Source organism: Asanoa iriomotensis (assembly GCF_016862515.1).
Taxonomy (GTDB): Bacteria; Actinomycetota; Actinomycetes; order Mycobacteriales; family Micromonosporaceae; genus Asanoa; species Asanoa iriomotensis.
The window spans coordinates 106,009-129,187 of sequence record NZ_BONC01000004.1 but is presented as its reverse complement, the minus strand read 5'-3'; the positions used below and the strand labels follow the sequence as shown (position 1 = coordinate 129,187).

At 71.5% G+C, this 23,179-nt stretch carries 21 protein-coding genes; 12 read left to right on the top strand and 9 right to left on the bottom strand.

The features are described from left to right. Positions 1-26: 26 nt before the first annotated feature. Positions 27-1,250, top strand: a complete 1,224-nt coding sequence (locus Air01nite_RS04955) for a polysaccharide pyruvyl transferase family protein (RefSeq protein WP_203700593.1) — start codon at positions 27-29, stop codon at positions 1,248-1,250. After that, positions 1,247-2,527: a Coenzyme F420 hydrogenase/dehydrogenase, beta subunit C-terminal domain gene (locus tag Air01nite_RS04950; RefSeq protein ID WP_203700592.1), complete on the top strand. Its 1,281-nt coding sequence runs from the start codon at positions 1,247-1,249 to the stop codon at positions 2,525-2,527. The genes Air01nite_RS04955 and Air01nite_RS04950 overlap by 4 nt, the downstream gene beginning before the upstream one ends. Here the strand turns inward: Air01nite_RS04950 and Air01nite_RS04945 are convergent. After that, the gene (locus tag Air01nite_RS04945) at positions 2,524-3,006 is read right to left on the bottom strand and encodes a hypothetical protein (RefSeq protein ID WP_203700591.1); all 483 of its coding nucleotides are present in this window, start codon (positions 3,004-3,006) and stop codon (positions 2,524-2,526) included. The two genes, Air01nite_RS04950 and Air01nite_RS04945, sit on opposite strands and share 4 nt — an antisense overlap. A 195-nt stretch (positions 3,007-3,201) precedes the next feature. Between Air01nite_RS04945 and Air01nite_RS04940 the strand changes: the two genes are divergently transcribed. From Air01nite_RS04940 to Air01nite_RS04915, 6 genes are all read left to right on the top strand, one after another. Continuing rightward, the gene (locus Air01nite_RS04940; RefSeq protein WP_203700590.1) at positions 3,202-3,537 is read left to right on the top strand and encodes an effector-associated constant component EACC1; all 336 of its coding nucleotides are present in this window, start codon (positions 3,202-3,204) and stop codon (positions 3,535-3,537) included. 13 nt (positions 3,538-3,550) lie between these two features. Further along, positions 3,551-5,386: a caspase, EACC1-associated type gene (locus tag Air01nite_RS04935; RefSeq protein WP_203700589.1), complete on the top strand. Its 1,836-nt coding sequence runs from the start codon at positions 3,551-3,553 to the stop codon at positions 5,384-5,386. 268 nt (positions 5,387-5,654) lie between these two features. Beyond that, positions 5,655-6,734, top strand: coding sequence for an ABC transporter substrate-binding protein (locus Air01nite_RS04930; protein ID WP_203700588.1), 1,080 nt, complete (start codon positions 5,655-5,657; stop codon positions 6,732-6,734). Between the two features lie 6 nt (positions 6,735-6,740). Further along, positions 6,741-7,661: an ABC transporter permease gene (locus tag Air01nite_RS04925; protein WP_239090497.1), complete on the top strand. Its 921-nt coding sequence runs from the start codon at positions 6,741-6,743 to the stop codon at positions 7,659-7,661. Continuing rightward, positions 7,649-8,467, top strand: a complete 819-nt coding sequence (locus Air01nite_RS04920; protein ID WP_203700587.1) for an ABC transporter permease — start codon at positions 7,649-7,651, stop codon at positions 8,465-8,467. The genes Air01nite_RS04925 and Air01nite_RS04920 overlap by 13 nt, the downstream gene beginning before the upstream one ends. Continuing rightward, on the top strand, positions 8,464-9,495 hold the full coding sequence (locus Air01nite_RS04915; protein WP_203700586.1) for an ABC transporter ATP-binding protein: 1,032 nt from the start codon (positions 8,464-8,466) through the stop codon (positions 9,493-9,495). The genes Air01nite_RS04920 and Air01nite_RS04915 overlap by 4 nt, the downstream gene beginning before the upstream one ends. Here the strand turns inward: Air01nite_RS04915 and Air01nite_RS04910 are convergent. Continuing rightward, positions 9,492-10,004, bottom strand: coding sequence for a CGNR zinc finger domain-containing protein (locus Air01nite_RS04910; protein ID WP_203700585.1), 513 nt, complete (start codon positions 10,002-10,004; stop codon positions 9,492-9,494). The genes Air01nite_RS04915 and Air01nite_RS04910 overlap by 4 nt on opposite strands. Before the next feature lie 79 nt (positions 10,005-10,083). Here Air01nite_RS04910 and Air01nite_RS04905 point away from each other — a divergent pair, with 79 nt between their 5' ends. Then, positions 10,084-11,310 carry an MFS transporter gene (locus Air01nite_RS04905; protein WP_203700584.1) on the top strand — a complete coding sequence of 409 codons (1,227 nt, stop codon included), beginning with the start codon at positions 10,084-10,086 and terminating at the stop codon, positions 11,308-11,310. A gap of 19 nt (positions 11,311-11,329) precedes the next feature. On the opposite strand, the gene Air01nite_RS04900 is transcribed toward Air01nite_RS04905, so the two are convergent. The 6 genes from Air01nite_RS04900 to ccrA all read right to left on the bottom strand — a co-directional run bounded on the left by Air01nite_RS04900 (position 11,330) and on the right by ccrA (position 19,306). Further along, positions 11,330-12,310, bottom strand: a complete 981-nt coding sequence (locus tag Air01nite_RS04900) for a hypothetical protein (RefSeq protein WP_203700583.1) — start codon at positions 12,308-12,310, stop codon at positions 11,330-11,332. Between the two features lie 99 nt (positions 12,311-12,409). Next, on the bottom strand, positions 12,410-13,564 hold the full coding sequence (locus tag Air01nite_RS04895; protein ID WP_239090496.1) for an AI-2E family transporter: 1,155 nt from the start codon (positions 13,562-13,564) through the stop codon (positions 12,410-12,412). An 81-nt stretch (positions 13,565-13,645) separates the two neighbouring features. Further along, a complete protein-coding gene (locus Air01nite_RS04890; protein ID WP_203700581.1) occupies positions 13,646-14,992 on the bottom strand; it encodes a carbohydrate-binding domain-containing protein in 1,347 nt (448 codons plus the stop codon). 86 nt (positions 14,993-15,078) lie between these two features. Then, the gene (locus tag Air01nite_RS04885) at positions 15,079-16,401 is read right to left on the bottom strand and encodes a coiled-coil domain-containing protein (protein ID WP_203700580.1); all 1,323 of its coding nucleotides are present in this window, start codon (positions 16,399-16,401) and stop codon (positions 15,079-15,081) included. Positions 16,402-16,604: 203 nt separating this feature from the next. Continuing rightward, positions 16,605-17,843, bottom strand: coding sequence for a coiled-coil domain-containing protein (locus Air01nite_RS04880; protein WP_203700579.1), 1,239 nt, complete (start codon positions 17,841-17,843; stop codon positions 16,605-16,607). A 137-nt stretch (positions 17,844-17,980) separates the two neighbouring features. Continuing rightward, positions 17,981-19,306, bottom strand: coding sequence for a crotonyl-CoA carboxylase/reductase (gene ccrA, locus Air01nite_RS04875; protein WP_373310324.1), 1,326 nt, complete (start codon positions 19,304-19,306; stop codon positions 17,981-17,983). A gap of 202 nt (positions 19,307-19,508) precedes the next feature. Here ccrA and Air01nite_RS04870 point away from each other — a divergent pair, with 202 nt between their 5' ends. Then, on the top strand, positions 19,509-20,438 hold the full coding sequence (locus Air01nite_RS04870; protein ID WP_203700577.1) for a TIGR03621 family F420-dependent LLM class oxidoreductase: 930 nt from the start codon (positions 19,509-19,511) through the stop codon (positions 20,436-20,438). 8 nt (positions 20,439-20,446) lie between these two features. Here the strand turns inward: Air01nite_RS04870 and mce are convergent, their stop codons facing one another. Next, positions 20,447-20,914, bottom strand: a complete 468-nt coding sequence (mce, locus tag Air01nite_RS04865) for a methylmalonyl-CoA epimerase (protein WP_203700576.1) — start codon at positions 20,912-20,914, stop codon at positions 20,447-20,449. Positions 20,915-20,980: 66 nt separating this feature from the next. Here mce and Air01nite_RS04860 point away from each other — a divergent pair, with 66 nt between their 5' ends. Beyond that, complete coding sequence (locus Air01nite_RS04860) at positions 20,981-22,165, top strand: acetyl-CoA C-acetyltransferase (protein WP_203700575.1); 1,185 nt, start codon at positions 20,981-20,983, stop codon at positions 22,163-22,165. Next, complete coding sequence (gene meaB, locus Air01nite_RS04855; protein ID WP_203700574.1) at positions 22,162-23,133, top strand: methylmalonyl Co-A mutase-associated GTPase MeaB; 972 nt, start codon at positions 22,162-22,164, stop codon at positions 23,131-23,133. Before Air01nite_RS04860 ends, meaB begins: the two co-directional genes overlap by 4 nt. Positions 23,134-23,179: the final 46 nt, after the last annotated feature.

Below are 23,179 nucleotides of genomic sequence, written 5' to 3'. Positions count from 1 at the left end.
GTCTCTTTGGAGTTCCCGGGTCCACGTTGAACCTGGGCGTCGGTGCGTTGCGGGCGGCCACGATCGGCTCGTTCCTGGCCCGGGTGCCGGACGCGCGGATGACGGTGTTCGACGACGGCTGGGGCGAGCGGGAGGGCACCGCGTACGTGCACGGCCAGCCCGTGCCGATCACGCTGTCGGGCGCCCGCCACTCGCGCCGCTACCACCGCCCCGAGTCCTATGTGAACATGCGGCTCAGCGCGGCGCTGGGCGGCCTGGGCAACCACGGCGTCAACGCGATCGACAGCGCCGACGTGGTGCTCGACGTCAGCGGCGGCGACAGCTTCAGCGACATCTACGGCGAGCACCGGTTCCGCACTGTGGCCTGGCCCAAGAAGCTCTCCCTGCTGCGCAAGCGCAAGCTGGTGTTCCTGCCGCAGACGTACGGCCCGTTCAAGATCCCGCGGATCCGGGCCGAGGCGGCGGGCCTGGCCCGCGGCGCGGCGATGGCCTGGGCCCGCGACCCCGACAGCTACTCGGCGCTGCGCGAGCTGCTCGGTTCCGACTTCGACCCGCGGCGGCACCGCGAGGGCGTCGACGTGGCGTTCGGCCTCGAGCCGCGGGCGCCCGAGGGTGCCGCCTTCGACGAGCTTTCCGCGTGGTTCGCCGCCGCCGACGGTCCGGTGATGGGCATCAACGTGAGCGGTCTGATGTCGCGGGCCGAGGGGATCGCCCAGTTCCGGCTGGCCGGCGACGGTGGCAAGGTGGCCCGGCAGATCTGCGAGCGCGTGCTGGAGGAGCCCGACACCCGGGTGATCATCGTGCCGCACGTGCTGGCCGCCGGCGGCACCGACGACGACACCGCGACCAGCGAGGCGCTCCGGGCCGACCTGGCCGCCACGTACGGCGACCGGATCGCGATCACGCCGCGCGGGCTCGACCCGCACCAGACCAAGTGGGTGATCAGCCGCACCGCGTGGTTCTGCGGGATGCGGATGCACGCCACGATCGCGGCGCTCTCCTCGGCGGTGCCGGCGGCGATCCTCGCGTACAGCCTCAAGGCCCGCGGGGTGTTCGCCACCGTCGGCCAGGAGCGGCACGTGGCCGACGCCCGCTCGCTGCGCGACGACGAACTGCTCGACACGTTGTGGAAGTCGTGGTCCAACCGCTCGGCCGCCGCGGCGGAGCTGGCCGAACGGGTGCCGGTGGCGATCCGGCGAGCGGGAGAGCAGATGGACGAGATCGTTGCCCTGGCCCGGTCCGGCGCATGAGCCGGTCGCCGCGCGACGTTCACGACGTCGCCGAACAGAAGATGTGCACCGGCTGTGGGGTCTGCGCCTACCTCGCGCCCGACGAGGTGCGGATGGGCGACGTCCTGGAGTACGGGCGCCGGCCGCTGCCGCTGGTCTCGGTGCGCGGCCCGGGTGCCGCCGCCGCGCTGTCCTGCTGCCCTGGCGTGCGCCTGGAGCACGACTCGGGTGCGGCGGGTCCGGGTGAGTACGCGGAGCTGCGGGCCGCCTGGGGTCCGGTGCTGCGGGTGTACGAGGGCTACGCGGCCGATCCCGCGATCCGGTTCGCGGGTTCGAGCGGTGGCGTGGCGACCGCGCTGTCGGCGTTCCTGATCGAGCAGGAGGGCATGACCGGCGCGCTGCACATCGGCGCCCGCGAGGACGTGCCGTACCTCAACGAGGCCCGCCTGTCCCGCAGCCGCGCGGAGCTGTTGGCGCACGCGGGTTCGCGCTACGCGCCCGCGAGCCCGTGCGAGCGCCTCGACCTGGTCGAGTCGGCCGACACGCCGTGCGTGTTCATCGGCAAGCCGTGCGACGTGGCCGCGGTCTCGATGGCCCGCCGCGAGCGCCCCGAGCTGGACCGCAAGGTCGGCCTGACGATCGCGGTGTTCTGCGCCGGCACCCCGTCGACCCAGGGCACGCTGGAGATGCTCAAGGTGATGGGCGTCGACGACCCGGCCCAGATCTCGCACGTCGCCTACCGGGGCAACGGCTGGCCGGGCAACGCCCGCACGGCGGTGCCCGGCGACGCCGCCGAGCGGACGCTGACCTACGAGCAGTCCTGGGGCGACATCCTGCAGAAGCACCGCCAGTGGCGCTGCTACCTGTGCGCCGACCACACGGGCGAGTTCGCGGACGTCGCGGTCGGTGACCCGTGGTACCGCCCCACGGCCGGCGACCCGGGCCGCTCGCTGGTGCTGGCCCGCACGGAACGCGGCCTCAAGATGATCGAGGCCGCGATCGCCGCGGGCGCCCTGGTGCTGGAGCAGGTCGGCCCGGAGCTCCTGCCGGCGTCACAGCCCAACCTGCTGCGCGCGCGGGGTGCGGTCTGGGGCCGGCTGGTCACGCTGCGGGCGGCCGGCCTGATGACGCCGCGGACGCGCCATCTGCCGATGGCCCGCATGTGGCGGGACAACCTGTCGACGAAGGAAAAGCTCCAGTCGACCGTGGGGACGGTTCGCCGGATCCGCCGCAAGTCCCTGCGGACCCTCGCCGACCTCACGCCGATGGAACCACCCGCCGAGGACGGCCGGGGCTAGATCGACTCGTCCAGGCTGGCGTTCCAGACCTGTGCGGCGGGCTCGTGCGCGTCGACGCCGGCGAAGAACGCCTCGATCAACGCCGTGGCCTCGGCTCCCGGGTCCTGCAGCAGCTTCGGGCGGTGCACCGCGAACCCGCCCGGGCTGCCCTGCGGGCGGTAGGGCACGCCGATCGTGAAGGTGCGCGATGGCGGCCCGTAGTCGACCGCCTCCGCGACGAGCGCGTCCACCTTGCCGGCGTGCAGGTGCAGGTAGGCGTCGACCACGAGCACCGCGCGCACAGCGCCGTTCCGGTTGTCCCGCAGCGCCTGCCGGCCGATCTGCGCGCCCGCTCCGACGTCCTCGTTGGCGAACCGGACCATGCCCCGCTCCCCGTCGGCCCGTTCGTAGCCGAGCAGCGGGGTCAACGTCCCGCCGTCGGCGACGGACCAGATGCCGTGCGCGGCGAAGAACCCGGCCAGGCGGGCGGTCTCCTGCATGCCCGCAGCATGCCACCGGACACCAGGCTTGGTGGGTTCGTCGATCTCTGGTTTCCCGGCATTGAACATGCTGTCGATCTCGGTCGATAGACCTGGTTGGCAGCCATGCGGTGCCGCGCGAGTCGTGGGTCCTGCCGGCGCTGCTGGGCGTCGCCTTGTCCATGTTGGACCGGCCGGGCCGGGTACGCTCGGTCCGTGCTGGTGACCGTTGAGGATCCTGACGCGTTCTCGCCGCTCTACGACTGGCTCCTGCGGGACGAGATGCTCCGGGGCACAGTTGTCCGGCCCGCTCCGGTGTCGCCCGCCGACCAGGAGATGGGGGTGGTCGCCGACACGGTCGAAATCGTGGCCGCGCACGGCGAGCTGTTGACGGCGGTCGCCACGACCGTGGGTGTGTGGCTCGGGACCCGGGTCCGGCGCACGCGGATCCGGATCAAGGAGGGCGACCGCGAGGTCGAGATCGACACCGGCACGCTCAAGGACCCGCACGAGATAGCTCTGCGGATCCTCAGTCACCTGCGCGACGACTAGCTAGGCTCACGGCATGCCCGCCCTCGGCATCCACCTCGGTGCGAGAGCGATCGTCGCGATGCTCGACGGCGAGCACCTGACCTTCGACGGCCAGAAAGCCCTGCCGTGCGCGCTGTTCCTCGCTCGCGAAGGGGTCATCGACGCGGGTCGCCGGGCGGTGCGCCAGCACGCCCTCGATCCCGACCGTTTTCTGGACAACCCCCGCCGCCGGCTCGGGGCGGCGCGAGTCATGCTCGGCGATCGGGAGTTCAGCCCGACGCATCTGCTCGGGCGTCTGCTGAGAGAGGTCACGTCCGCCGCCGGCGACAACCTGTCGGACGTCCGGCTGACCTGCCCCGTCGGGTTCGGTGTCGGTGCACGTGCCGACCTGGTCGAGGCTGCCACGGCCGCGGGGATGCCGTCGTTGACGCTGGTCCCGGACCCGGTCGCGGCCGTGGCACACCTCGGGGCGCTCCGGCCCGACGCGATCCCGGTCGACCATGCCGCCGCGGTCTTCCAGCTCGACGACGACGCCTTCGGCGCCTCGGTGGTCCGCCGCACGGCGAGCGGACTGCAACTGCTGGCCGCCGAGGAGTATCCCGAGCTGGGCGGCGCGTCGCTGCACGCCGTGGTCCGCCCGTACATCGGTGGGCTCGTGCAGCGCGACCACGCCGCCAAATGGGCGCAGGTCATGACCGGGAAGGATGCCTCCGCACGCCAAGCCCGCCACCTGCTCGAAGACGACATCACCTACGCCCTGGCCAGCCTGCGCGACTACCCGGATGTCGCGCTCTACCTCAGCCACCTCGACACCGACGTCGCCCTGACCCGCGACGAGGTGCTGATGCTGGTCGAACCGCTGGCCGTGCAGAGCGCCGACCGCCTGCGGAAGATCGTCGCCGCGGCGCGGCTGCGCCACGACGACCTCGCCGGGGTGGTCTTCGTCGGCGACGTCGATACCCTGCACCTGTTCGTGCGCCTGGTCACCGCCCGGGTCCGGCTGCCGCGCCTAGGGCCGATCATCGATTCGGACGGCCTCGCCAAGGGCACGCTGCGCGTGTCGGCCGCGCCCGAGGCCTCCGCGCCGGCCCGGCGGAGGGCCACGACCGGGCGGCTGCCGGACCCGAACCGGTCCGCCGCGGTCCTCCTGGCGACCGCCACCTACACCGACCCCGACCTGCCGGATCTGCCCACGGTCGTCGCCAACGCCCGCGACCTGGCCGCCGCGCTTACCGACACCGCGCTCGGCGGTTTCCGGCCCGATCGCGTGCACGTGCTGGTCAACCCCGACCTGTCGATCGGTGAGCGGATCGACGAGATCGCGGAGACGACCACCGACACGCTGCTGGTCTATTACGCGGGCCACGGCCTGGTCGACAGCGACGGCGAGCTGCACCTGGGCCTGACCGGGTCACGGGCCCGCCGCGTCCGGTACACGGCGTTGCCGTACCGGCTGATCCGGCTGGCGATGCGGGACAGCCCGGCCACGTCCCGCGTCGCGATCATCGACTGCTGTTTCTCCGGCCGCGCGATCGAGATCATGTCCGACCAGGACACCGGCGTTGTCGGACAGTTGGACATCGCCGGCGCCTACACGCTGACGGCGACCTCCGCGAACATGCCCGCCCGGGCGCCCGGAGACGCGACGCACACCGCTTTCTCCGGTGAGCTGCTCGCCGCCCTCCGTGAGGGCATTTCCGGCGCGGGTGACCTGATCCGCCTCACCGACCTGCATCCGCACCTGGTGCGCCGGCTTGCCGCCCACGGCCTGCCGGTCCCGCAACAACGCGGCACCAACACGATCGGTGGCCTCGCGTTGACCCGCAACCGCCGCGCGCTGGGCGAGTACGAGACGCGGGACACACCCTGAAGGCGTGACGCGCGGGCAGGTTCAGGACTATCCCGCACATCCCGCCGGGAGATGAACTGGCTGGTCATCGTGGCTTCGTGCAATTGCAAGCGAGTGGCCTTCCGCCGTTGCGCGACGTGGTGACCGCTCCGACGCATGATGATCGCGGTGCCGGCTGAGCCGGCTTGGAAATCTACGAGACCGGTCCCGTCTTGGACCGGCGAAAAGGAAATGATCCGTGCGATTCTCGATTGCGCGCGGGACCGCCCTGGTTGCGGTTACCGCTGCGATGGTTGGCCTGTCCGCCTGCTCCCCGCCCTCGAGCAACAACGAGGCGACCGCGAGTGACGCGGCGAAGGCGGCGAGCGCCGCGGACCTCGGCGGGATCGACAAGCTGGTCGAGGCCGCCAAGAAGGAGGGGACGCTCAACGTCATCGCGTTGCCCCCGGACTGGGCCAACTACGGCGAAATCATCAAGGCGTTCAGCGACAAGTACGGCATCAAGGTCAACTCGGCGCAGCCCGACGCGTCCAGCCAGGACGAGATCAACGCCGCGAAGCAGTTGAAGGGTCAGGGCGGCGCGCCAGACGTTTTCGACCTCGGTTCGTCGGTGGCGCTGGCCAACACCGCGACGTTCGCCCCGTACAAGGTGACGACCTGGGACGACATCCCGGCCGCGCTGAAGGAGGCCAGCGGCACGTGGGTCAACGACTACGGCGGCTACATGTCGATCGGGTACGACGCCGCGAAGGTGCCCGCCCCCACCAGTGTCGCCGACCTGCTCCGCCCGGAGTACAAGGGCAAGGTCGCGCTCAACGGTGACCCGACGCAGGCCGGTGCCGCGTTCAACGGCGTCGTCGCGACCGCGCTCGGCAACGGCGGCTCCGCCGACGACATCTCGAAGGGTGTCGACTTCTTCGGCCAGCTCAAGAAGTCCGGCAACTTCCTGCCCGTCGACCCGACCCCGGCGACGATCGAGTCCGGCCAGGCCCCCGTGGTCTTCGACTGGGACTACCTCAACGTCGCGCAGGGCGCCAAGCTCAAGGGCAAGGTCGACTGGAAGACCGTCGTACCCGCGAACGCGGTCCTCGGCTCCTACTACGTCCAGGCCATCAACGTCGACGCGCCGCACCCGGCCGCGGCCCGCCTGTGGCAGGAGTTCCTCTACAGCGACGAGGGCCAGAACCTGTGGCTCAAGGGCGGCGCCCGCCCGGTCCGCGCCGACGCGATGAAGACGGCCGGCACGCTCGACACCGCGCTGTTCGACGCGCTCCCGGCCGTCAGCGGCACCCCGGTCTTCCTCACCGAGGCGCAGACCAAGGCCGCCAACGACTACCTCGCCGCCAACTGGGCCAAGGCAGTCGGTTAAGCACCGATGACCGCCCCTTCGACGGGGACGCTCGACCAGGTGACGGCGCCGGCCACTCCACGGGGTGGTCGGCGCCGCTGGTGGCCGCGCCGCGACCTGCTCGGCGTCCTGCCGTTCTTCGTCTTCGTCACCGTCTTCCTGCTCATACCGACGCTCGTCGTCGTGATCGGCGCGTTCGGCGGCGACGACGGCCGTCCCACGCTCGACAACGTTGCGGCGCTGGCCGACGGCTACATCGTCGACGCCTTCGTCCGCAGCATCACGCTGTCGGCCGTGACCGCGGTCCTCGGCGCGGCGCTCGGCGCGCTGATCGGCTACGCCGTGGTGACCGCCGGACCGGACAGCCTCGTCCGCCGGCTCGTCACGTCGGCGTGCGGCGTGCTGGCCCAGTTCGGCGGCGTCACGCTGGCGTTCGCGTTCATCGCCACGCTCGGGCTCTCCGGGTTCGTCACGGTGTTCCTGCGCGACTCGCTCGGCATCGACATCTTCTCCGGCGGCGTGTGGCTCTTCGACCTGCCCGGACTGGTGCTCGTCTACACGTACTTCCAGATTCCGTTGATGGTCATCGTGTTCCTGCCCGCGCTGGACGGCATCCGTCCACAGTGGCGTGAGGCGACGGAGAGCCTCGGCGGGTCGACCTGGTACTACTGGCGGCACGTGGCGGGCCCCCTGCTCGCACCCGCGTTCCTCGGCTCCACGCTGCTGCTGTTCGCCAACGCGTTCTCGGCGTACGCGACGGCGGCCGCGCTGGTCAGCCAGGGCAGCCCGATCGTGCCCCTGCAGATCCGCTCGGCGCTGACCAGCGAGGTGCTCCTCGGCCGCGAGAACCTCGGCAAGGCGATGGCGCTCGGCATGGTCGTGGTCGTCGCGCTCGTCATGTGGCTCTACGGCCTGCTACAGCGAAGGACGTCCCGATGGCTGGACTGAGACAGCGGCGCGCCCGCCGCCAGAGCGTCCTGCGCTGGGTCGTCGTCACCCTGTTCGGAGTGCTGTTCCTGCTGCCGCTCTTCGCGATGCTGGAGTTCACGACCCGGGGCGCGGGCGGAAGCCTGTCCTTCGAGACGTGGCGGGTCTTCTTCGACTGGGCGGCGCTCGGCGAGACGTACCCGATCCTGTGGACCGGCATGAAGGCCTCGTTCTGGCTCGTGCTCCTGTCGGTCGCGCTGACCCTGGTGCTGCTGGTGCCGACCGTCGTCTGGGTCCGCCTGCGGCTGCCCAGGCTGCGGCGACTGGTCGAGTTCGTCAGCCTGCTGCCGTTGACGATCCCGGCCATCGTGCTCGTGGTCGGCCTCGCACCGGTGTACGCCTGGGTCGTCTACTTCGTGGGCGGGTCGTCGGTGACGCTCTTCTTCGCGTACACCATCCTCGCTCTGCCCTTCGCCTATCGCGCCATCGACGCCGGGCTGTCGGCGATCGACGTGCGGACGCTATCGGAGGCCGCGCGCAGTCTCGGCGCCGGCTGGGCGACGGTCATGTGGAAGGTCGTCCTGCCGAACATCCGCTCCGCCGTGCTCTCCGCCGCGTTCCTGACCGTCGCCCTGGTGCTGGGCGAGTTCACGATCGCGTCCCTGCTCAACCGCGACAACATCCAGGTCGCCATCAACCAGCTCGGCAAGAGCAGCGCGACCATGTCGGTCGCGGTCTCGCTCGCCGCCCTGGTGCTCGCGTTCGCACTGCTGTTCCTGCTCTCCTTCGCCGGTCGCAGGCGCCATCGGGAAAGGAAGACATCGTGACTTCAGCGGGGGTACGCCTCGAAGGGCTGCGCCGCCAGTTCGGCAGCCTGCGGGCGCTCGACGGGCTCGACCTCGACATGGCGCCGGGGGAGCTGGTGGCCCTGCTCGGGCCCTCGGGCTGTGGCAAGACCACGGCGCTGCGGATCCTGGCCGGCCTCGAGGACGCCGACTCGGGCCGGATCGTCGTGGGTGGCAAGGACATCGCGAACGTGCCGGCCAACCGACGCGACATGGGCATGGTGTTCCAGGCGTACAGCCTGTTCCCGCACCTGACCGCGGCGGAGAACGTGGAGTTCGGCCTGCGGCTGCGGCGGCAGAACGCGGCGACCCGCCGCCAGCGGGCCCGCGAGGTGCTCGAGCTCGTCGGCCTCGGTGCGCACGGTGACCGCTATCCGCAGCAGCTCTCCGGCGGCCAGCAGCAACGGGTGGCGCTCGCGCGGGCGCTCGCTATCCAGCCCCAGGTGCTGCTCCTCGACGAGCCGCTCTCGGCGCTCGACGCGAAGGTCCGCGTGCAGCTCCGCGAGGAGATCCGCCGCATCCAGCTCGAGGTGGGCACCACGACCCTGTTCGTCACGCACGACCAGGAGGAGGCGCTGGCCATCGCGGACCGCGTCGGTGTCATGCGGGCCGGGCGGCTGGAGCAGATCGGTTCGCCGGAGGACATCTACCGCAGCCCGGCGACGCCGTTCGTCGCCGAGTTCGTCGGCCTGAGCAACCGCCTCCCGGGCCGCGTCACCGGCGACGTCGTCGAGGTGCTGGACGCCAAGCTGCCGTTGGTGGGCGCTGTCCACAGTGGTCCGGTGACCGCGCTCGTGCGCCCGGAGTCGGTCGACGTGACCGCCGATCCGACCGGGACGGGTCGGGTCGTCGCGGTGAGCTTCCTCGGCCCGACCGCACGGGTCACCGTTTCGCTGCCGGACGACGCGATCGTCGTCGCCCAGCTCGAAAGCGCGCGGCTGCCGGAATTGCCGCCGGGCACGCCTGTGCGGGTGATCCTGCGCCCGGTGCCGGTCGTCGTCTCGCCTTAGGTGCGTTGGCGGGCGGCGTACGCGCGGGCCTTGGCCCGGTTGCCGCAGACGCCCATCGTGCACCACTTGCGGGCGCCCTTGGGCGACGAGTCCCAGAAGACCCACGAGCAGTCGCCGGCCGGGCACTGGCGCAGGCGGGCGAACTCGCCCGTGGCGATGCCGTGGGCATAGCCGGCCACGACCGGGCCGAACACGCCGTCGGCGGAAAGGCCCGCCGGGGTGGCGGTGAGCGGAAACCGTTCGAGAGTACGGGTGAACGCCGCCACCACCTCGGCCGGCGCCGGCACGCCGTTGTTGGCCAGCGTCATCGCCCGCAGGCCGGTGCGCAGCTCGACCGCGACCGCCAGGTCGTCGGCGCCGATCGGCACCCCGTGCCCGGCCAGACCGGATCGGACGAGCCACGCCGCCAGCGCGGCCGGGCCGTCGGACCACTCGTCGGTCGACAGCTCGACGTCCATCGAGTTGACGAACGCCAGCACCGGCTCCAGTCGCTCGGGCAGCTCTGGCACAGGCACCTCCATGCCTCTTGACACCGCCGACTTTACTCCTGGAGGCTGCTAACCGGTTATAGGGCCTAGGAGGTTAGCGTTGCGCCGGAACGAGTGGTTGCTGCTCAGCTTCACCGCGTCCACCAACCTCGCCGACGCGGTGACCAAGGTGGCGCTGCCGCTGCTCGCCGTGCGGCTCACCGACCAGCCGGCGGCGATCGCCGCGGTGGCCGTGCTGCTCACGCTGCCCTGGCTGGTGACGGCCCTGCACGTCGGCGTGCTGGTCGACCGCCTCGACCGGCGCCGGCTGATGGTCGCCGCCGAGACCGCCCGGATCGCGGCGATCGCCGTGCTGCTCGCCGCCGTGGTGGCGGGCGCGGTCGGGCTCCCGCTGCTCTACGCGGTCGCGCTCGCCCTGGGCGTGGCCGAGGTCCTGGCGTTGACCGCCGGCGCGTCGATCGTCCCGGCCGCGGTGCCGCGCGAGCGCTGGCAGACCGTGACGGCCCGGATCACCGCCGCCGAGTACCTCTGCAACGGCTTCGTCGGCGCACCGGTCGGCGGGTTCCTGGTCGCCGCAGGCTTCACCCTGGCCCTCGGCGTGACCGGCGCCGTCTACGTCGCCGGCGCGGTGCTGCTGCTACTGCTGGTCGGCGCGTTCAAGCCCGCACCCCGCGAGCGGCGCCCGGTCGGCCGCGAGATCCGCGACGGCCTGACCTTCCTGCTCCGCAACCGCCTGCTCCGCACGATGGCACTGCTGATCGCCGCGATGGCGGGCGCGTGGAGCGCCTGGCTGGCACTCATTCCCGCGTACGCGGTGGCGGGCCCCCTCGGCCTCGACGAGCGCCGCTTCGGCCTGCTGCTCACGGCCCTCGGCGCCGGCGGCGTGGTGGGCGCGCTGCTGGTCGGCCCGGTCAACCGCCTGCTCGGCCGCCGGTGGTCGATGTTCGCGGACATCATCGGCTCGTTCGCCCTGGTCGCGGTGCCCGCCCTGAGCACGGCCGCGGTGCCGGTCGGCATGGCCGCGTTCGTCGCCGGCCTGGGCGGAACGATGTGGACCGTCAACTCCCGGGTCATCATCCAGTCGGCGGTCCCGGACGGCATGCTGGGCCGCTTCAACGCGGCCAGCCGCCTGGTCGGCTGGGGCGCGACCCCGATCGCCGCGGGCCTGGCCGGCGTGCTGGCGCAAACCGTGGGCTACCGGCTCGCCTTCGGCGTCTTCGCGGTCCTCTGCGCGTCGCTGGTGGTGCCGTTCCTGCGCGTGGTGACCGACGACGCCCTGAAGGCGGCCCTCGAACCCACGCCCCGCGAGCCCGTCCCCGCGATCTGAGTCTCGGGCCTCGGGCGGGCTACTCGTCCAGGACCGGTTTGCGGGTGTCGGCCCACAGGTTGGTGTCGGTCCAGGTGATGCCCGGGTGGTCCGGGCGGGCGACCACGCCGTAGCGGAAGTCGCGGCCGAAGACGTTGCGGCGGAACGTGACCGATTGCGCTTTCAGGTCGTCGCGGATGCCGACCGAGTAGTTGCCGCCGTTGCAGTAGTTGTCCTCGAACACCAGGTCGCGGACCAGCGGCGACGTGGTCGAGCCGACCATGATGCAGGCGTTGAACGGGTCGCTGGTCGCCTTGTCGTAGAGGTCCAGGCGGTTGTGCTTGACCACGATCGAGACGCCGCCCGTGGTCTGCAGGGCGTCGTTGTGCGAGTTGTCGCCGCGGGCCAGGTCGTGGATCCACGAGTCGACCACCGCGGTGTTGTTGCCCAGCCGCGGGCCGTCGATGACGTTGCGCACCTCGACCCGGCGGAGCGTGTAGTTGTCGCAGCAGACCGCCGTCGAGTTGACGCCCGAGCCGTCGATCTCGACGTCCTCCAGGACGAGGTTCCGCGTCGTGTCGTAGGTGCGCACCGCCCACGTCTTGCGGTCGCAGGTGATCCGCGACTGGCGGATCGTGACGTTCTTGGCCTTCACGTCGACGCAGCCGTCGATGTCGAGGCCGGTGACCACCTCGCCGTCGGTGACCAGGTCGAGGCTCTCCACCTTGGTCAGCGTGACGCCGTCGGGCACGCCGGTGTTGGTCGCGTCGGGCCAGCGCGTCGGCACCTCGCCGTCCTTGGAGACGGCCACGCCGGGGGAGGCCGCTGGCGCGCTGGTGCCGGCCGGCGGTGGGGTCTCCGCGTCGCCGCCGGGCAGCAGCCAGGGTGCGACCAGGACGCCGACCAGCAGGACAGCGAGCACGCCGAGCCCGATCGCCATCGGCCGGCGCCAGCGGGCGCGGGGTGGTGGCGGGTCGCCCGGTCCACGCACCTGCGCGACGCCGACGGCGGTGTTGGTCACGAGAAATCCCCCAGGTTTCGCGCGGCACGACGCCACGCGGGGCGCCGCCGGGCAGCGAACGCACTCGACGCTACAAGGACCCCACAACGGTCACAACCCTTACCGGGCCTCCTGCCGCGGCATCACGACCTCGCGGACGATGAGCTGCACCGCGGCCACCGCCGGGATCGCGATCAGGGCGCCCAGCACGCCGAACAATCCGACGCCGACCAGGGCCGCGACGATCGCGGCCACGTCGCTGACCTTGACCGATCTGCGCATCACCTTCGGATAGATCAGGTAGTTCTCCACCTGCTGGTAGACGAGGAAGAACACCGCCGACGCGATGCCGATCGTGAGCGAGTCGGCGAACGCCACGACCGTCACGATCACCGCGCCGATGGTCGCGCCGATCTGTGGGATCAGGTCACAGACGGCGACCACGACGGCGAGGGCGAACGGGTACGGCAGGCCGACGATCGACGCGAACACGAACGCGCTGATGCCGGCGAGCACCGCGACCGCCAGCGCGCCCACGATGTAGGCGCCGACCTTGGCGAGGATCTCGTCGGTGAGCAGCCGGACGCGATCCCGGCGCGAGCGCGGCACCAGCCCGTACGCGCCGTCCTTCATCTTGTCGAAGGACGCCATGAAGTAGATGGTGAGCACCAGCACGGTGAGCACCTGGAAGAGCGTGCCGAAGATCAGCTTGGCGCCGCCGAAGACGCCGCCGAGCGCGGTGCTGAACGTGTCGGGGCTGGCCAGGGACTTGGCCTTGTTGACCAGGTCGAACTGGACGACCAGGTCGTTGATGGTGGCGTTGCGCTGCAGCGCCTCGATGTAGCCGGGTGCCGCCTTGATGAACTCGCTGACCTGGGTGACCAGCGGCGGCACCAGCGCGCCGATCGCGCCACCGATCACCAGCACGAGCGCGAGCGCGACGATCGCCACCGCACCGGAGCGCGGCACGCCCATCTTGCGCAGCCGGACCACGGCCGGGTTGAGGCCGATCGCCAGGAACAGCGCGATGAAGATCAACACGAGGATGCCGAACGCGTTGCGGACGGCGAGATAGGTGGCGTACGCGAGGACGAGGCCGAGCCCGCCGGTGAGGCCGAGCAGGAACGGGCCGCGCCGGAACGGTCGCCCGGGCCGGCCGAACGGCGTCTCGTCGTCAGTCGGTGGCGCCGGCGGCGGCGCCTCGCGGGGCTTGGGGACCGGCTCCTCGCCGGTCGTCTGCTGGTCGGCCGTGGGGGCCGGATCGTCGGCGCTCACCTGGCTCACCTCTCACCCGTCAGGCCCGGCACGTTACAAGACCGGTGCGACGGCCGCGAGACCGCCGCACCGGTCGGTGGCCTAACGAACGACGCCGATGCCCGAAATCGTCCGGTCGTACTCGGTGAAGGTCTGGTTGTCGTACGGCCCGTAGATCCAGGTGTGCAGGGACTCGCTGGCCGTGTCGATCTCCACCAGGCGCACCGGGTTCGTGGTGTTCGAGTGGAAGGTCTGCAGGAACGAGTAGATCTTGTTCCCGTGTGCGCCGGTGTCGACCCGGTTGCCGGCGATCCCGACGTGGCCGGAGAAGACGAACCGGATGTTCGCGTACTGCTTGATCAGGTTGTCGTAGAGGTACTGCGGGCTGGTCGCGCCGTACGACGCGCTCTGCTCGATGTTGCCGTTGCCGTCGATGTAGTCGTGCGTGACCACGATGACGTTGCTGCGCGGGTTGGCCGCGACGACGCTCTTGGCCCAGTTGACCGCCTCGACCCGGGGCCACAGCTCCAGGGTCAGCACCAGCCACTGGACGCCGCCGCCCTCGAAGGTGGAGTACGAGTTGTCCACCTTGCCGGCCTCGAACTGGCCCCGGACGGCGCCGTACTGGGCGGCGGTGAAGTACTGGTTGAACACCGTGGTGTCGCGGACCAGCTCGCGGGTGCGGGCCGGGTCGCGCGCCGAGCCGCCGACGCCGGTCGCCTGGGTGTCGTGGTTGCCGATCGCCAGGGAGTAGGGCACCCGCGCGGTCTCGAGCGGACGCATCGCGTTGCGGGCGATCACGTACTGCGAATGGTCCGGTGTGTCCCAGTTGACCACGTCACCGGACGAGGCGACGAACCGGAGGTCGAGCGCGGACCGGTTGTTGACCAGCCAGTTGGTCCGGTTGAGGAACCGGGTGTCGCTCGCGTTGAGCACCTCCTGCTGGGTGTCCGGCATGACCGCGAAGCTGAACTTCGTGTCGACGACGGCGCCGGACATCTTCGCGTACGAGACGTGCACGTTCCGGTCACACGCGGCGGACTGGTAGTCGTTGACCAACTGGATCTTGACGGTGTGCGTGCCGGCCGCGAGCGTCGGGCCGACCGGGTAGGTGCCGTACTGCGTCGCGCTGACGATCGTGGTGCGACCGGCGACGGTGCCGTCGACGGTGACCTCGACCGTCGGCCAGCCCTCGCAGTTGTCGCCGATCGCGCCGATCTGCACCCGGCCGGAGCCGGAGATCGTCGTGGTGGCATAGCTCGAGTTGGCCCACAGCGAGGCGTGCACACCGGACGCCGGTTGGGGCGTGCCGGTCGCCGTGCGCAGTGCGCCGTTGACGACGGTGAACTGGGGCGGTTCGGCCGCGTGCGCGGCCGGGGCGACAACCGCCGTCGACAGGGCGCTAGCGATGACCACCGCGAGCGCCAGCCTGGTCCTGCTGACCCGCATTTGTCGCTTCCTCCATGCATGGCTGTCCATGGACAACCGCATGCTAGGTACGCGAAATGGACGCCAGCTTGCGTGATCGTTGCCGATTAGTCGGCGGCGAGCGTACGGCTCTTCTGGGCGTCGGCGGCATCGACGGTCGCCTTGAGCGAGTCGGCGTCGACCTTCCCGTTGCCGTTGGCCTCGGCGGGCGGGGCCACCTCAGCCACCTCAGCCACCGCGGTCTCCTCGGCCGGTGCGGGATCGGGTGCCGGCGCCGGTGTCGCGGCCGCCGCGCGTACCTCGGCCAGCGCCTGGTGTGCCTTGGCCAGCTCCGCCTGCGCCTCGGCGAGCTGCTTGCGCGCCGACTCGGTCTCGTGCCGGGTGCCGGCGAGCCGCTCGGATTCCTCGTCGATCTGCCGGCGGATCGCCGCCGCGTGCTCCTCGGCCTGGCGGCGCAGCTCGACCGCGTACCGCTCGGCCTCGACCCGCTGCGCGGTCACCTGCTGCTCGATGCCGGTGCGCCACTGGGTCAGCTCCCGGTCGGCGGACTCGCTGCGCGTCGCGTAGTCCCGCTCGGCGTCGCGCTGCCGCTCGCTGATCTGCTGCTCGAGCGCGGCGCGGTGCCGGCCCAGCTCCTGCTCGATGGCCGCGCGGCCGTTGGCCGCCGACTCCTCCAGCGCTGCCCGCTGCTGCGCACCCTCGCGCTCCAGCCCGGCCCGCTGGTCGGTGGTCTCCCGCTGCACCGCGGCGCGCTGGGCGGCGACGAGCTGCTCGGTGTCCGCACGCAGCGCCGAGATCTCCCGCTCGGCGCCGGCTCGCTGCGCGGCCAGCTCGCGCTCGACCGCGGCGCGGGCCGCGTCGGCCTCCTGCCGCGCGGTGCTCAGGATGTCGCGGGACTCGCCGTGCAGCCGCCGGATCTCGGCGTGGGTCGCGGCGAGCTGGGCCTCGACCTCCGCCCGGCGGTCGGCGTCGACCTTCTCCTCCTCGCCGCGCCGGGCGGCCAGGGCGAGCTCGAAGTCGCGGATCGCCGACGCCGCGTGCCCGCGGGCCTCGTCGACGAGGTTGTCGGCCCGGTCGCGCTGGGACTGCACCGACTGGTGTGCCTCGGCGCGGATCTCGTCGGCCTGCTCCTCGGCCAGCGCGAGGATCTGCTCGACCCGCGGCCCGAGGTGGCGAAACCGCACGACGTCGATGCTCGCGGCCTCGCGGCGCACGGTGGCCAGCTCGACCTGGAGCTGCTCGACCTGCGCCGACAGCATGTGGATCTCGCCAAAGCGATGCTCGCGCTCGGCCAGCAGGGCGGCGATCTCCTGCTCGGCCTGGCTGACGTAGCGGTCGACCTGCCGGCGGTCATAGCCGCGCAGCGCGGACTCGAAGTGGGGGGTAGAGGGGTCGCCACCCAGAGCGAACAGTTCCGCGCCGTTGGACATGGTCACATCCTCACACGCAACGTCCCGCGCCGCGCCGATACACACCGCATCGCGGGACGTGCGACTGTTGCGGCCGAATTGAGGGAAGTAGACCAATATTAGCGGAGCACCGCGGTGCTAGCTGAGCCCGGGCACGGCAACAGGCCGCACCGCGTGTTCGCGATGCGGCCTGACGTTGCCAGCCGTTTGCCCCAGCCGCCGGATCAGGCGTTGGCCGCCGACTTGTCCGCGGCGTCCTTGTCCTGCTTGCTCTCCTGCTTGGGCGCCGCCACCGAGGGGACGATGCCGGCGAGGCCGGAGAGCATCTGGCCGAGCTGTGCGGTGACCGCGTCCTTCTGGCGGGTGAGGTCTTCGACCTCGCGCCGTGCGGCGTTGGTGGTGATCTCGGCCTCGGTGCGCGCCTCGGTGAGGTGGCGGTGCGCTTCGGACTGCGCTTCCTTGAGAGCCTTGTCGGCCGCGTTGCGGGCCCGGTCGACGGTCTCCGCGGCGGTGCGCTCGGACTCGACGCGGCGCGCCTCGGCGCGCTGCTCGATCTCCTTGGCCCGGTCCTCGGCGGCGCGGGCGCGCTCCTCGGCCTCGGCGACCAGCTTCTGGGTCTGCGCGACCTGGGCGGCGTGCCGCTCGGACTCTTCGCGCTCGGCCTTCTCGCGGCGCTCGGCCAGCTCGAGCGCGAGGGCCTGCAGATCCTTGTCGCGCTTGTCGCGGGCGTCGCTGAGCATCTTGGTGGCCTCGGCGCGCTTCTCCTCGGCCTCGCGGCCGGCCTTGGCGCGCAGCTGGGTGATCTCGCGCTCGGCGGTGGCCCGCAGAGTGGCGACCTCGCGCTCGACCGTCGACTTGAGCTCGGCGACCTCGTGCGCGGTGACCGTGCGCAGCTGCTTGGTCTCGCGGTCGGCGTCGGCGCGCAGCGTGTCGGCCTCGCGGCGGGCCTGCACGCGGACCTCGGCGGCCTCGCGCTCGGCGGCCGTGCGGACGCTGCCCGCCTCGCGCTCGGCGCTGGCCTTCATGGCCGCGGCCTCGGCGCGCGCCTTGTCGGTGATCTCGCGGGCCTCGAGCCGGGCCGCGGAGAGGATGCCCTCGGACTCGCGCTTGGCCTCGCCACGGTGGTCGTTGGCCTGCTCCTCGGCGAGGCGCAGGATCTGCTCGACCCGGGTGCCCAGACCCGACAGCGTCGGGCGGTTGTTTTCCTCGAGCTGCTTGTTGGTGTCGTTCAGCTTCTGCTCGAGCGCGCCGAGCCGCTGCTCGGCCTGGCGCAGGCGGCGCTGCGCGTCGTTGGTCTTCTGCTCCGCGTCGGCGCGCTCCTTCTCGGCAGCGGCGAGGCGGTTCTGGAGACGTGCGAGGGTGTCGTCGACCTGCCTGCGGTCGTAGCCGCGCAGAGCGACGGTGAACTCTTCTGTCGAGTTCGCGTTCTCGAAGAAGCCAAGGGAGGACTGCTGCTGGGGCATTGGGACATCCTGGCAGACCTACCAGGGGGCAGCGCAAGGGCGGTGCGGCCGTTGTCGCCCGGCAAAGCATGGTCATCTTACCAGCACCGGCCGTCGACATAGGAAATTCCGCCGATCGTGGACAAACGGCGAGTCGGCTATTCGCCCCGGAACCGGTTGATGGCCTCCTCGTGCCGCGCGCGCAGCTCAGGGTCCCGCACGCCCAGCCCCTCGGCCGGTGCCAGGCACCGCACGCCGACCTTTCCCTGGTGCCTGTTGCGGTGGACGTCGAGCGTCGCCTGGCCGGTCAGCTCCAGCGGATAGACCCGCGACAGCGTCGGGTGGATTCGACCCGAAGAGATGAGTCGATTCGCTTCCCATGCCTCGCGATAGTTGGCGAAGTGGCTGCCGATGATCCGCTTAAGGTTCATCCAGAGATAGCGGTTGTCGAACTCGTGCTGGAAGCCACTCGTCGAGGCGCAGGTGACGATCGTCCCGCCGCGCCGCGCGACGTAGATGCTGGCGCCGAAGGTCTCCCGCCCCGGGTGCTCGAAGACGATGTCCGGGTCGCGCCCGCCGGTCAGCGACCGGATCCGCTCGCCGAACCGGCGCCACTCGCCGGCGTCCTGGGTGTGCGGGTCCTGCCAGAACCGGTAGCCCTCCGCCGCCCGGTCGATCACGAGCTCGGCGCCCATCCGGCGGCACAGCTCCGCCTTCTCCGGCGAGGAGACCACGCAGACCGGCGTGGCACCGCCGTTGAGCGCGAACTGGGTGGCGTACCCGCCGAGCCCGCCGGAGGCGCCCCAGATCAGCACGACGTCGCCCTGCTTCATCGCGGCGCCGTGGTGCGAGACGAGCTGCCGGTAGGCGGTCGAGTTGACCAGCCCCGGGCAGGCCGCCTCCTCCCACGTCAGGTGCCGCGGCTTGGGCATGAGCTGGTTGGCCTTGACCACGGCCAGCTCGGCGAGGCCGCCGAAGTTGGTCTCGAAGCCCCAGATCCGCTGCTGCGGGTCGAGCATCGTGTCGTCGTGCCCGTCGGCGTCCTCGAGCTCGACCGACAGGCAGTGCGCGACGACCTCGTCACCGGGTTTCCACTTCGAGACGCCGGCGCCGACCCGCAGGACCACGCCCGCGGCGTCGGAACCGATCACCTGGTACGGCAGGTCGTGCCGCTTGGTCAGCTCCGACAGCTTGCCGTAGCGGCGCAGGAACGCGAACGTCGGCACGGGCTCGAAGATGCTGGTCCAGACGGTGTTGTAGTTGATCGCGCTGGCCATGACCGCGACCAGCGCCTCGCCGGGCGCCAGCTCGGGGGTCGGCACCTCCTGCACGTGCAGCGACTTGCGCGGGTCCTTGTCCTTGGTCGCGAGCCCCTCGAACATGCCGGTCTCGTCGGCCCGCACGACGACGCCACGGTAGGTCGGCGGCACCGGCATGCGGCCCAGCGCCGACAGATCAGGCGAAGCGGAACCCTCGCCCGCCATGATCGTCTCGACGATCTCCCGCACGAGAACCTCCCCACCCGACAAACCAGCTGATCCGGACGTTACGCACACCCACCGCGGCCCGGACCCGGTTCCGGAAACACCCGCCTTTGCTCTGCTTCCATGGGCGCACCACCCGGCCTGAGCTGCGGTGCGTATCTGGAAGCAGAGCAAAGCGGCGCGGGGCACTAGGGTTCGGCGCATGCCGAAGCCGTTTCGCTTCACCGCTGCCATGCCAGGGCTTGCCAACCGGACGCCCGCGCAGTGGCGCGACCAGATCCGCCGCCTGGAGGAGCTGGGCTTCAGCTCGGTGTCCATTTCCGACCATTTCACCGACGGCTGGGCGATGGACCCGATCGTGGCGATGACGGTGGCCGCCGAGGCGACCAGCCGGCTGCGGGTGCTCTCACTGGTCTTCTGCAACGACTTCCGGCATCCGGTGCTGCTGCACAAGTCGATGGCGAACCTCGCGGTGTTCTCCGGGGGCCGCGTGGAGATCGGGCTGGGCGCCGGCTGGAAGCACAGCGAGCACGCGGCGGCCGGGTTGACCTTCGACCCGCCCGCGGAACGGGTCGAGCGGCTGGGCGAGTCGATCGACGTGATCACCGGGCTGTTCGGGCCCGAGCCGTTGACGTACGCCGGCCGGCACTACCGGATCACCGAGCTGGACGGGCTGCCGAAACCCGCCGGCGGGCGCCCGCCGATCCTGGTCGGTGGCGGTGGCCGCAAGGTGCTGGAGCTGGCCGGGCGCACCGCGGACATCGTCGGCATCAACCCCCGGCTGACGGCCGGCGGCGGGCTCGACGCGGCGATGGCCGACATGACGCCGGAGCGGATCACGCGGAAGATCGCCTGGGCGCGCGCCGCCGCGCCCGACCCGGATCGGCTCGAGTTCCAGATGACCATGCTCGACGTGCGGGTCACGGTCGACGGCGAGACGCACGGCTCGACGTCGAGCCAGGCCGCCGCCGCCACACCGGAGCAGTTGGCGGCCTCGCCGGCGGTGCTGCACGGTGCCGTCGACGAGTGCGTCGACAAGCTGGTCGAGGTGCGCGAGCGGTTCGGGATCAGCTATTTCCACCTGGGCGGCAACGTGGCCGCGGCGGCACCGATCGTGGCCAAGCTCGGCTAGGACACGCCCTAAGCGGGCTCGACCAGCTCGACCAGGACGCCGCCGGCGTCCTTCGGGTGCACGAAGTTGATCCGGGAGCCGGCGGTGCCGCGCCGGGGCGCGTCGTAGAGCAGCCGCATCCCGCGCTCGCGCAGGGCCGCCGCCGCGACCTCGACGTCACGGACCGTGTAGGCCACCTGCTGCACGCCCGGGCCCGACCGGTCGAGGAACTTCGCGATCGCCGACTCGGGTGTCAGCGGCGCGAGCAGTTGCACGCACCCGCCCTCGGGAGTGGGGCCGACGCGCATCATCGCCTCGCGTACACCCTGCTCGGGATTTTCCTCAATGTGGACGCAGGTCATGCCGAACACGCGGGCGTAGAACTCGATCGCCGCGTCAAGGTCGGCGACCGCCACGCCGACGTGGTCGATGCGGAGCAGACCCACATCCGTTGTGATTGAGTCGTCAGCGTGCTGCGCGGCGGCGTCAGGGCCCATGGCGATATTCTGGCCTAACGATCGCTAAGGTGGCCGGTCGACACCCTAGTTTGAGAGGTACCAGACATGACGAGCGTGATCATTGGCGGTGCGCGCACCCCCATGGGCCGGCTGCTGGGCAACCTCAAGGACTTCTCGGCGACCAAGCTGGGCGGCATCGCGATCAAGGCGGCGCTGGAGCGGTCCGGCGTGGCGCCCGAGCGGGTCGACTACGTGATCATGGGCCAGGTGCTCCAGGCCGGCTCCGGGCAGATCCCGGCCCGCCAGGCCGCCGCGGCCGCCGGCATCCCGATGTCGGTCCCGGCGCTGACCATCAACAAGGTCTGCCTCTCCGGCCTCGACGCGATCGCCCTCGCCGACCAGCTCATCCGGGCGGGCGAGGCCGAGATCGTGGTGGCCGGCGGCATGGAGTCGATGACCAACGCCCCGCACCTGATGCTCGGCCAGCGCGGCGGCTACAAATACGGCGACGTGACGATCAAGGACCATATGGCCCTCGACGGCCTGACGGACGCGTTCGACCAGATCAGCATGGGCGAGTCGACCGACCGGCTGGGCGCCAAGCTCGGCATCGACCGCGCCGAGCAGGACGAGTTCTCGGCGCGCAGCCACCAGCGGGCCGCCGCCGCGCAGAAGAACGGCTACCTCGCCGAGGAGATCGTGCCGATCGAGGTGCCGCAACGCCGGGGTGAGCCGATCGTGATCAGCGAGGACGAGGGCGTCCGCCCCGACTCGACCGCCGAGTCGCTCGGCAAGCTCAAGCCGGCGTTCATGGCCGAGGGCACGATCACCGCCGGCAGCTCCTCGCCGATCTCCGACGGCGCCGCCGCGGTCGTGGTGATGAGCAAGGCCAAGGCCGAGGAGCTGGGGCTGTCCTGGCTGGCCGAGATCGGCGCGCACGGCATGGTGGCAGGCCCCGACAACTCGCTGCACGCGCAGCCGTCCAACGCGATCAAGAAGGCGCTCGGCAAGCAGGGCCTGACCGTCGCCGACCTCGACCTGATCGAGATCAACGAGGCGTTCGCCCAGGTGGGCATCCACTCGATGCGCGAGCTGGGCGTCACCGACGCGATCGTCAACGTCAACGGCGGCGCGATCGCGCTCGGCCACCCGATCGGCATGAGCGGCGCCCGCCTCGCGCTGAGCCTCGCGCTCGAGCTCAAGCGGCGCGGCGGCGGCACCGGCGCGGCGGCGCTCTGCGGCGGCGGCGGCCAGGGCGACGCCCTGATCATCACCGTCCCGAAGGCATGACGGTTCGGCGCAGCCGCGACGTTCCGGAGCTGGTCGAGCAGGCGCGGGCGGGCGACCACCGTGCGGTCGCCCGGCTGATCACCCTGGTCGAGAACGGCGACGAGCTGCTGCCCGAGATCGCGGCGGTGCTCGCACCGCACACCGGTCACGCGCAGGTGATCGGCCTGACCGGCTCGCCGGGCGTCGGCAAGTCGACCACCACCAACGAGCTGGTCCGCGAGCTGCGCAAGCAGGGGCACCGGGTGGGCGTGCTGGCGGTCGACCCGTCCAGCCCGTTCACCGGCGGCGCGATCCTCGGTGACCGGGTGCGGATGCAGGACCACGCGACCGACCCCGGCGTCTACATCCGGTCGATGTCGTCGCGCGGCCACCTCGGCGGGCTCGGCGCCGCCACGCCGCAGGCGGTGCGGGTGCTGGAGGGCGCGGGCTGCGACGTCGTGCTGGTCGAGACCGTCGGCGTCGGCCAGGCCGAGGTCGAGGTGGCGTCGCTGGCCGACACGACGCTGGTGCTGCTCGCGCCGGGCATGGGCGACGCGATCCAGGCGGTCAAGGCCGGCATCCTGGAGATCGCGGACGTGTTCGTGGTCAACAAGGCCGACCGGGACGGCGCCGACAACACCTACCGCGACATCCAGGGCATGATCGCGCTCGGCGAGCGCGGCCCGGGGGAGTGGCGGCCGCAGGTCGTGCGCGCGGTGGCGACCCGGGCCGAGGGCGTCGGCGACATCGCGGCCGCGATCGACAAGCACCGCGCCTGGCTGGTCGAGCACGGCGAGCTGCGCCGCCGCCGGGAGAAGCGGGCCGCCGCGGAGGTCGAGGCGATCACGCTGGGCACGCTGCGCGCCCGGATGGCGTCTTTCCGCGACGGTACGACCTTGCGGGAACTGGCGACCGCCGTGGCAGCGGGTGAGCTGTCGCCGTACGCTGCCGCCGACCAACTGCTCGCGAGCCTCGAAACCGAAAAGTAACGCAACCTTCGGGGGAGCGTCGGGCGTTACGTTTCCCGGAGGTGAG

Coding starts and splice junctions, on each gene's coding strand:
- Air01nite_RS04950 (WP_203700592.1), top strand. CDS start 1,247: ATGAGCCGGTCGCCGCGCGACGTTCACGACGTCGCCGAACAGAAGATG.
- Air01nite_RS04945 (WP_203700591.1), bottom strand. CDS start 3,006: ATGCAGGAGACCGCCCGCCTGGCCGGGTTCTTCGCCGCGCACGGCATC.
- Air01nite_RS04935 (WP_203700589.1), top strand. CDS start 3,551: ATGCCCGCCCTCGGCATCCACCTCGGTGCGAGAGCGATCGTCGCGATG.
- Air01nite_RS04930 (WP_203700588.1), top strand. CDS start 5,655: ATGGTTGGCCTGTCCGCCTGCTCCCCGCCCTCGAGCAACAACGAGGCG.
- Air01nite_RS04925 (WP_239090497.1), top strand. CDS start 6,741: ATGACCGCCCCTTCGACGGGGACGCTCGACCAGGTGACGGCGCCGGCC.
- Air01nite_RS04920 (WP_203700587.1), top strand. CDS start 7,649: ATGGCTGGACTGAGACAGCGGCGCGCCCGCCGCCAGAGCGTCCTGCGC.
- Air01nite_RS04890 (WP_203700581.1), bottom strand. CDS start 14,992: ATGCGGGTCAGCAGGACCAGGCTGGCGCTCGCGGTGGTCATCGCTAGC.
- Air01nite_RS04885 (WP_203700580.1), bottom strand. CDS start 16,401: ATGTCCAACGGCGCGGAACTGTTCGCTCTGGGTGGCGACCCCTCTACC.
- Air01nite_RS04880 (WP_203700579.1), bottom strand. CDS start 17,843: ATGCCCCAGCAGCAGTCCTCCCTTGGCTTCTTCGAGAACGCGAACTCG.
- ccrA (WP_373310324.1), bottom strand. CDS start 19,306: ATGGCGGGCGAGGGTTCCGCTTCGCCTGATCTGTCGGCGCTGGGCCGC.
- Air01nite_RS04870 (WP_203700577.1), top strand. CDS start 19,509: ATGCCGAAGCCGTTTCGCTTCACCGCTGCCATGCCAGGGCTTGCCAAC.
- mce (WP_203700576.1), bottom strand. CDS start 20,914: ATGGGCCCTGACGCCGCCGCGCAGCACGCTGACGACTCAATCACAACG.
- Air01nite_RS04860 (WP_203700575.1), top strand. CDS start 20,981: ATGACGAGCGTGATCATTGGCGGTGCGCGCACCCCCATGGGCCGGCTG.
- meaB (WP_203700574.1), top strand. CDS start 22,162: ATGACGGTTCGGCGCAGCCGCGACGTTCCGGAGCTGGTCGAGCAGGCG.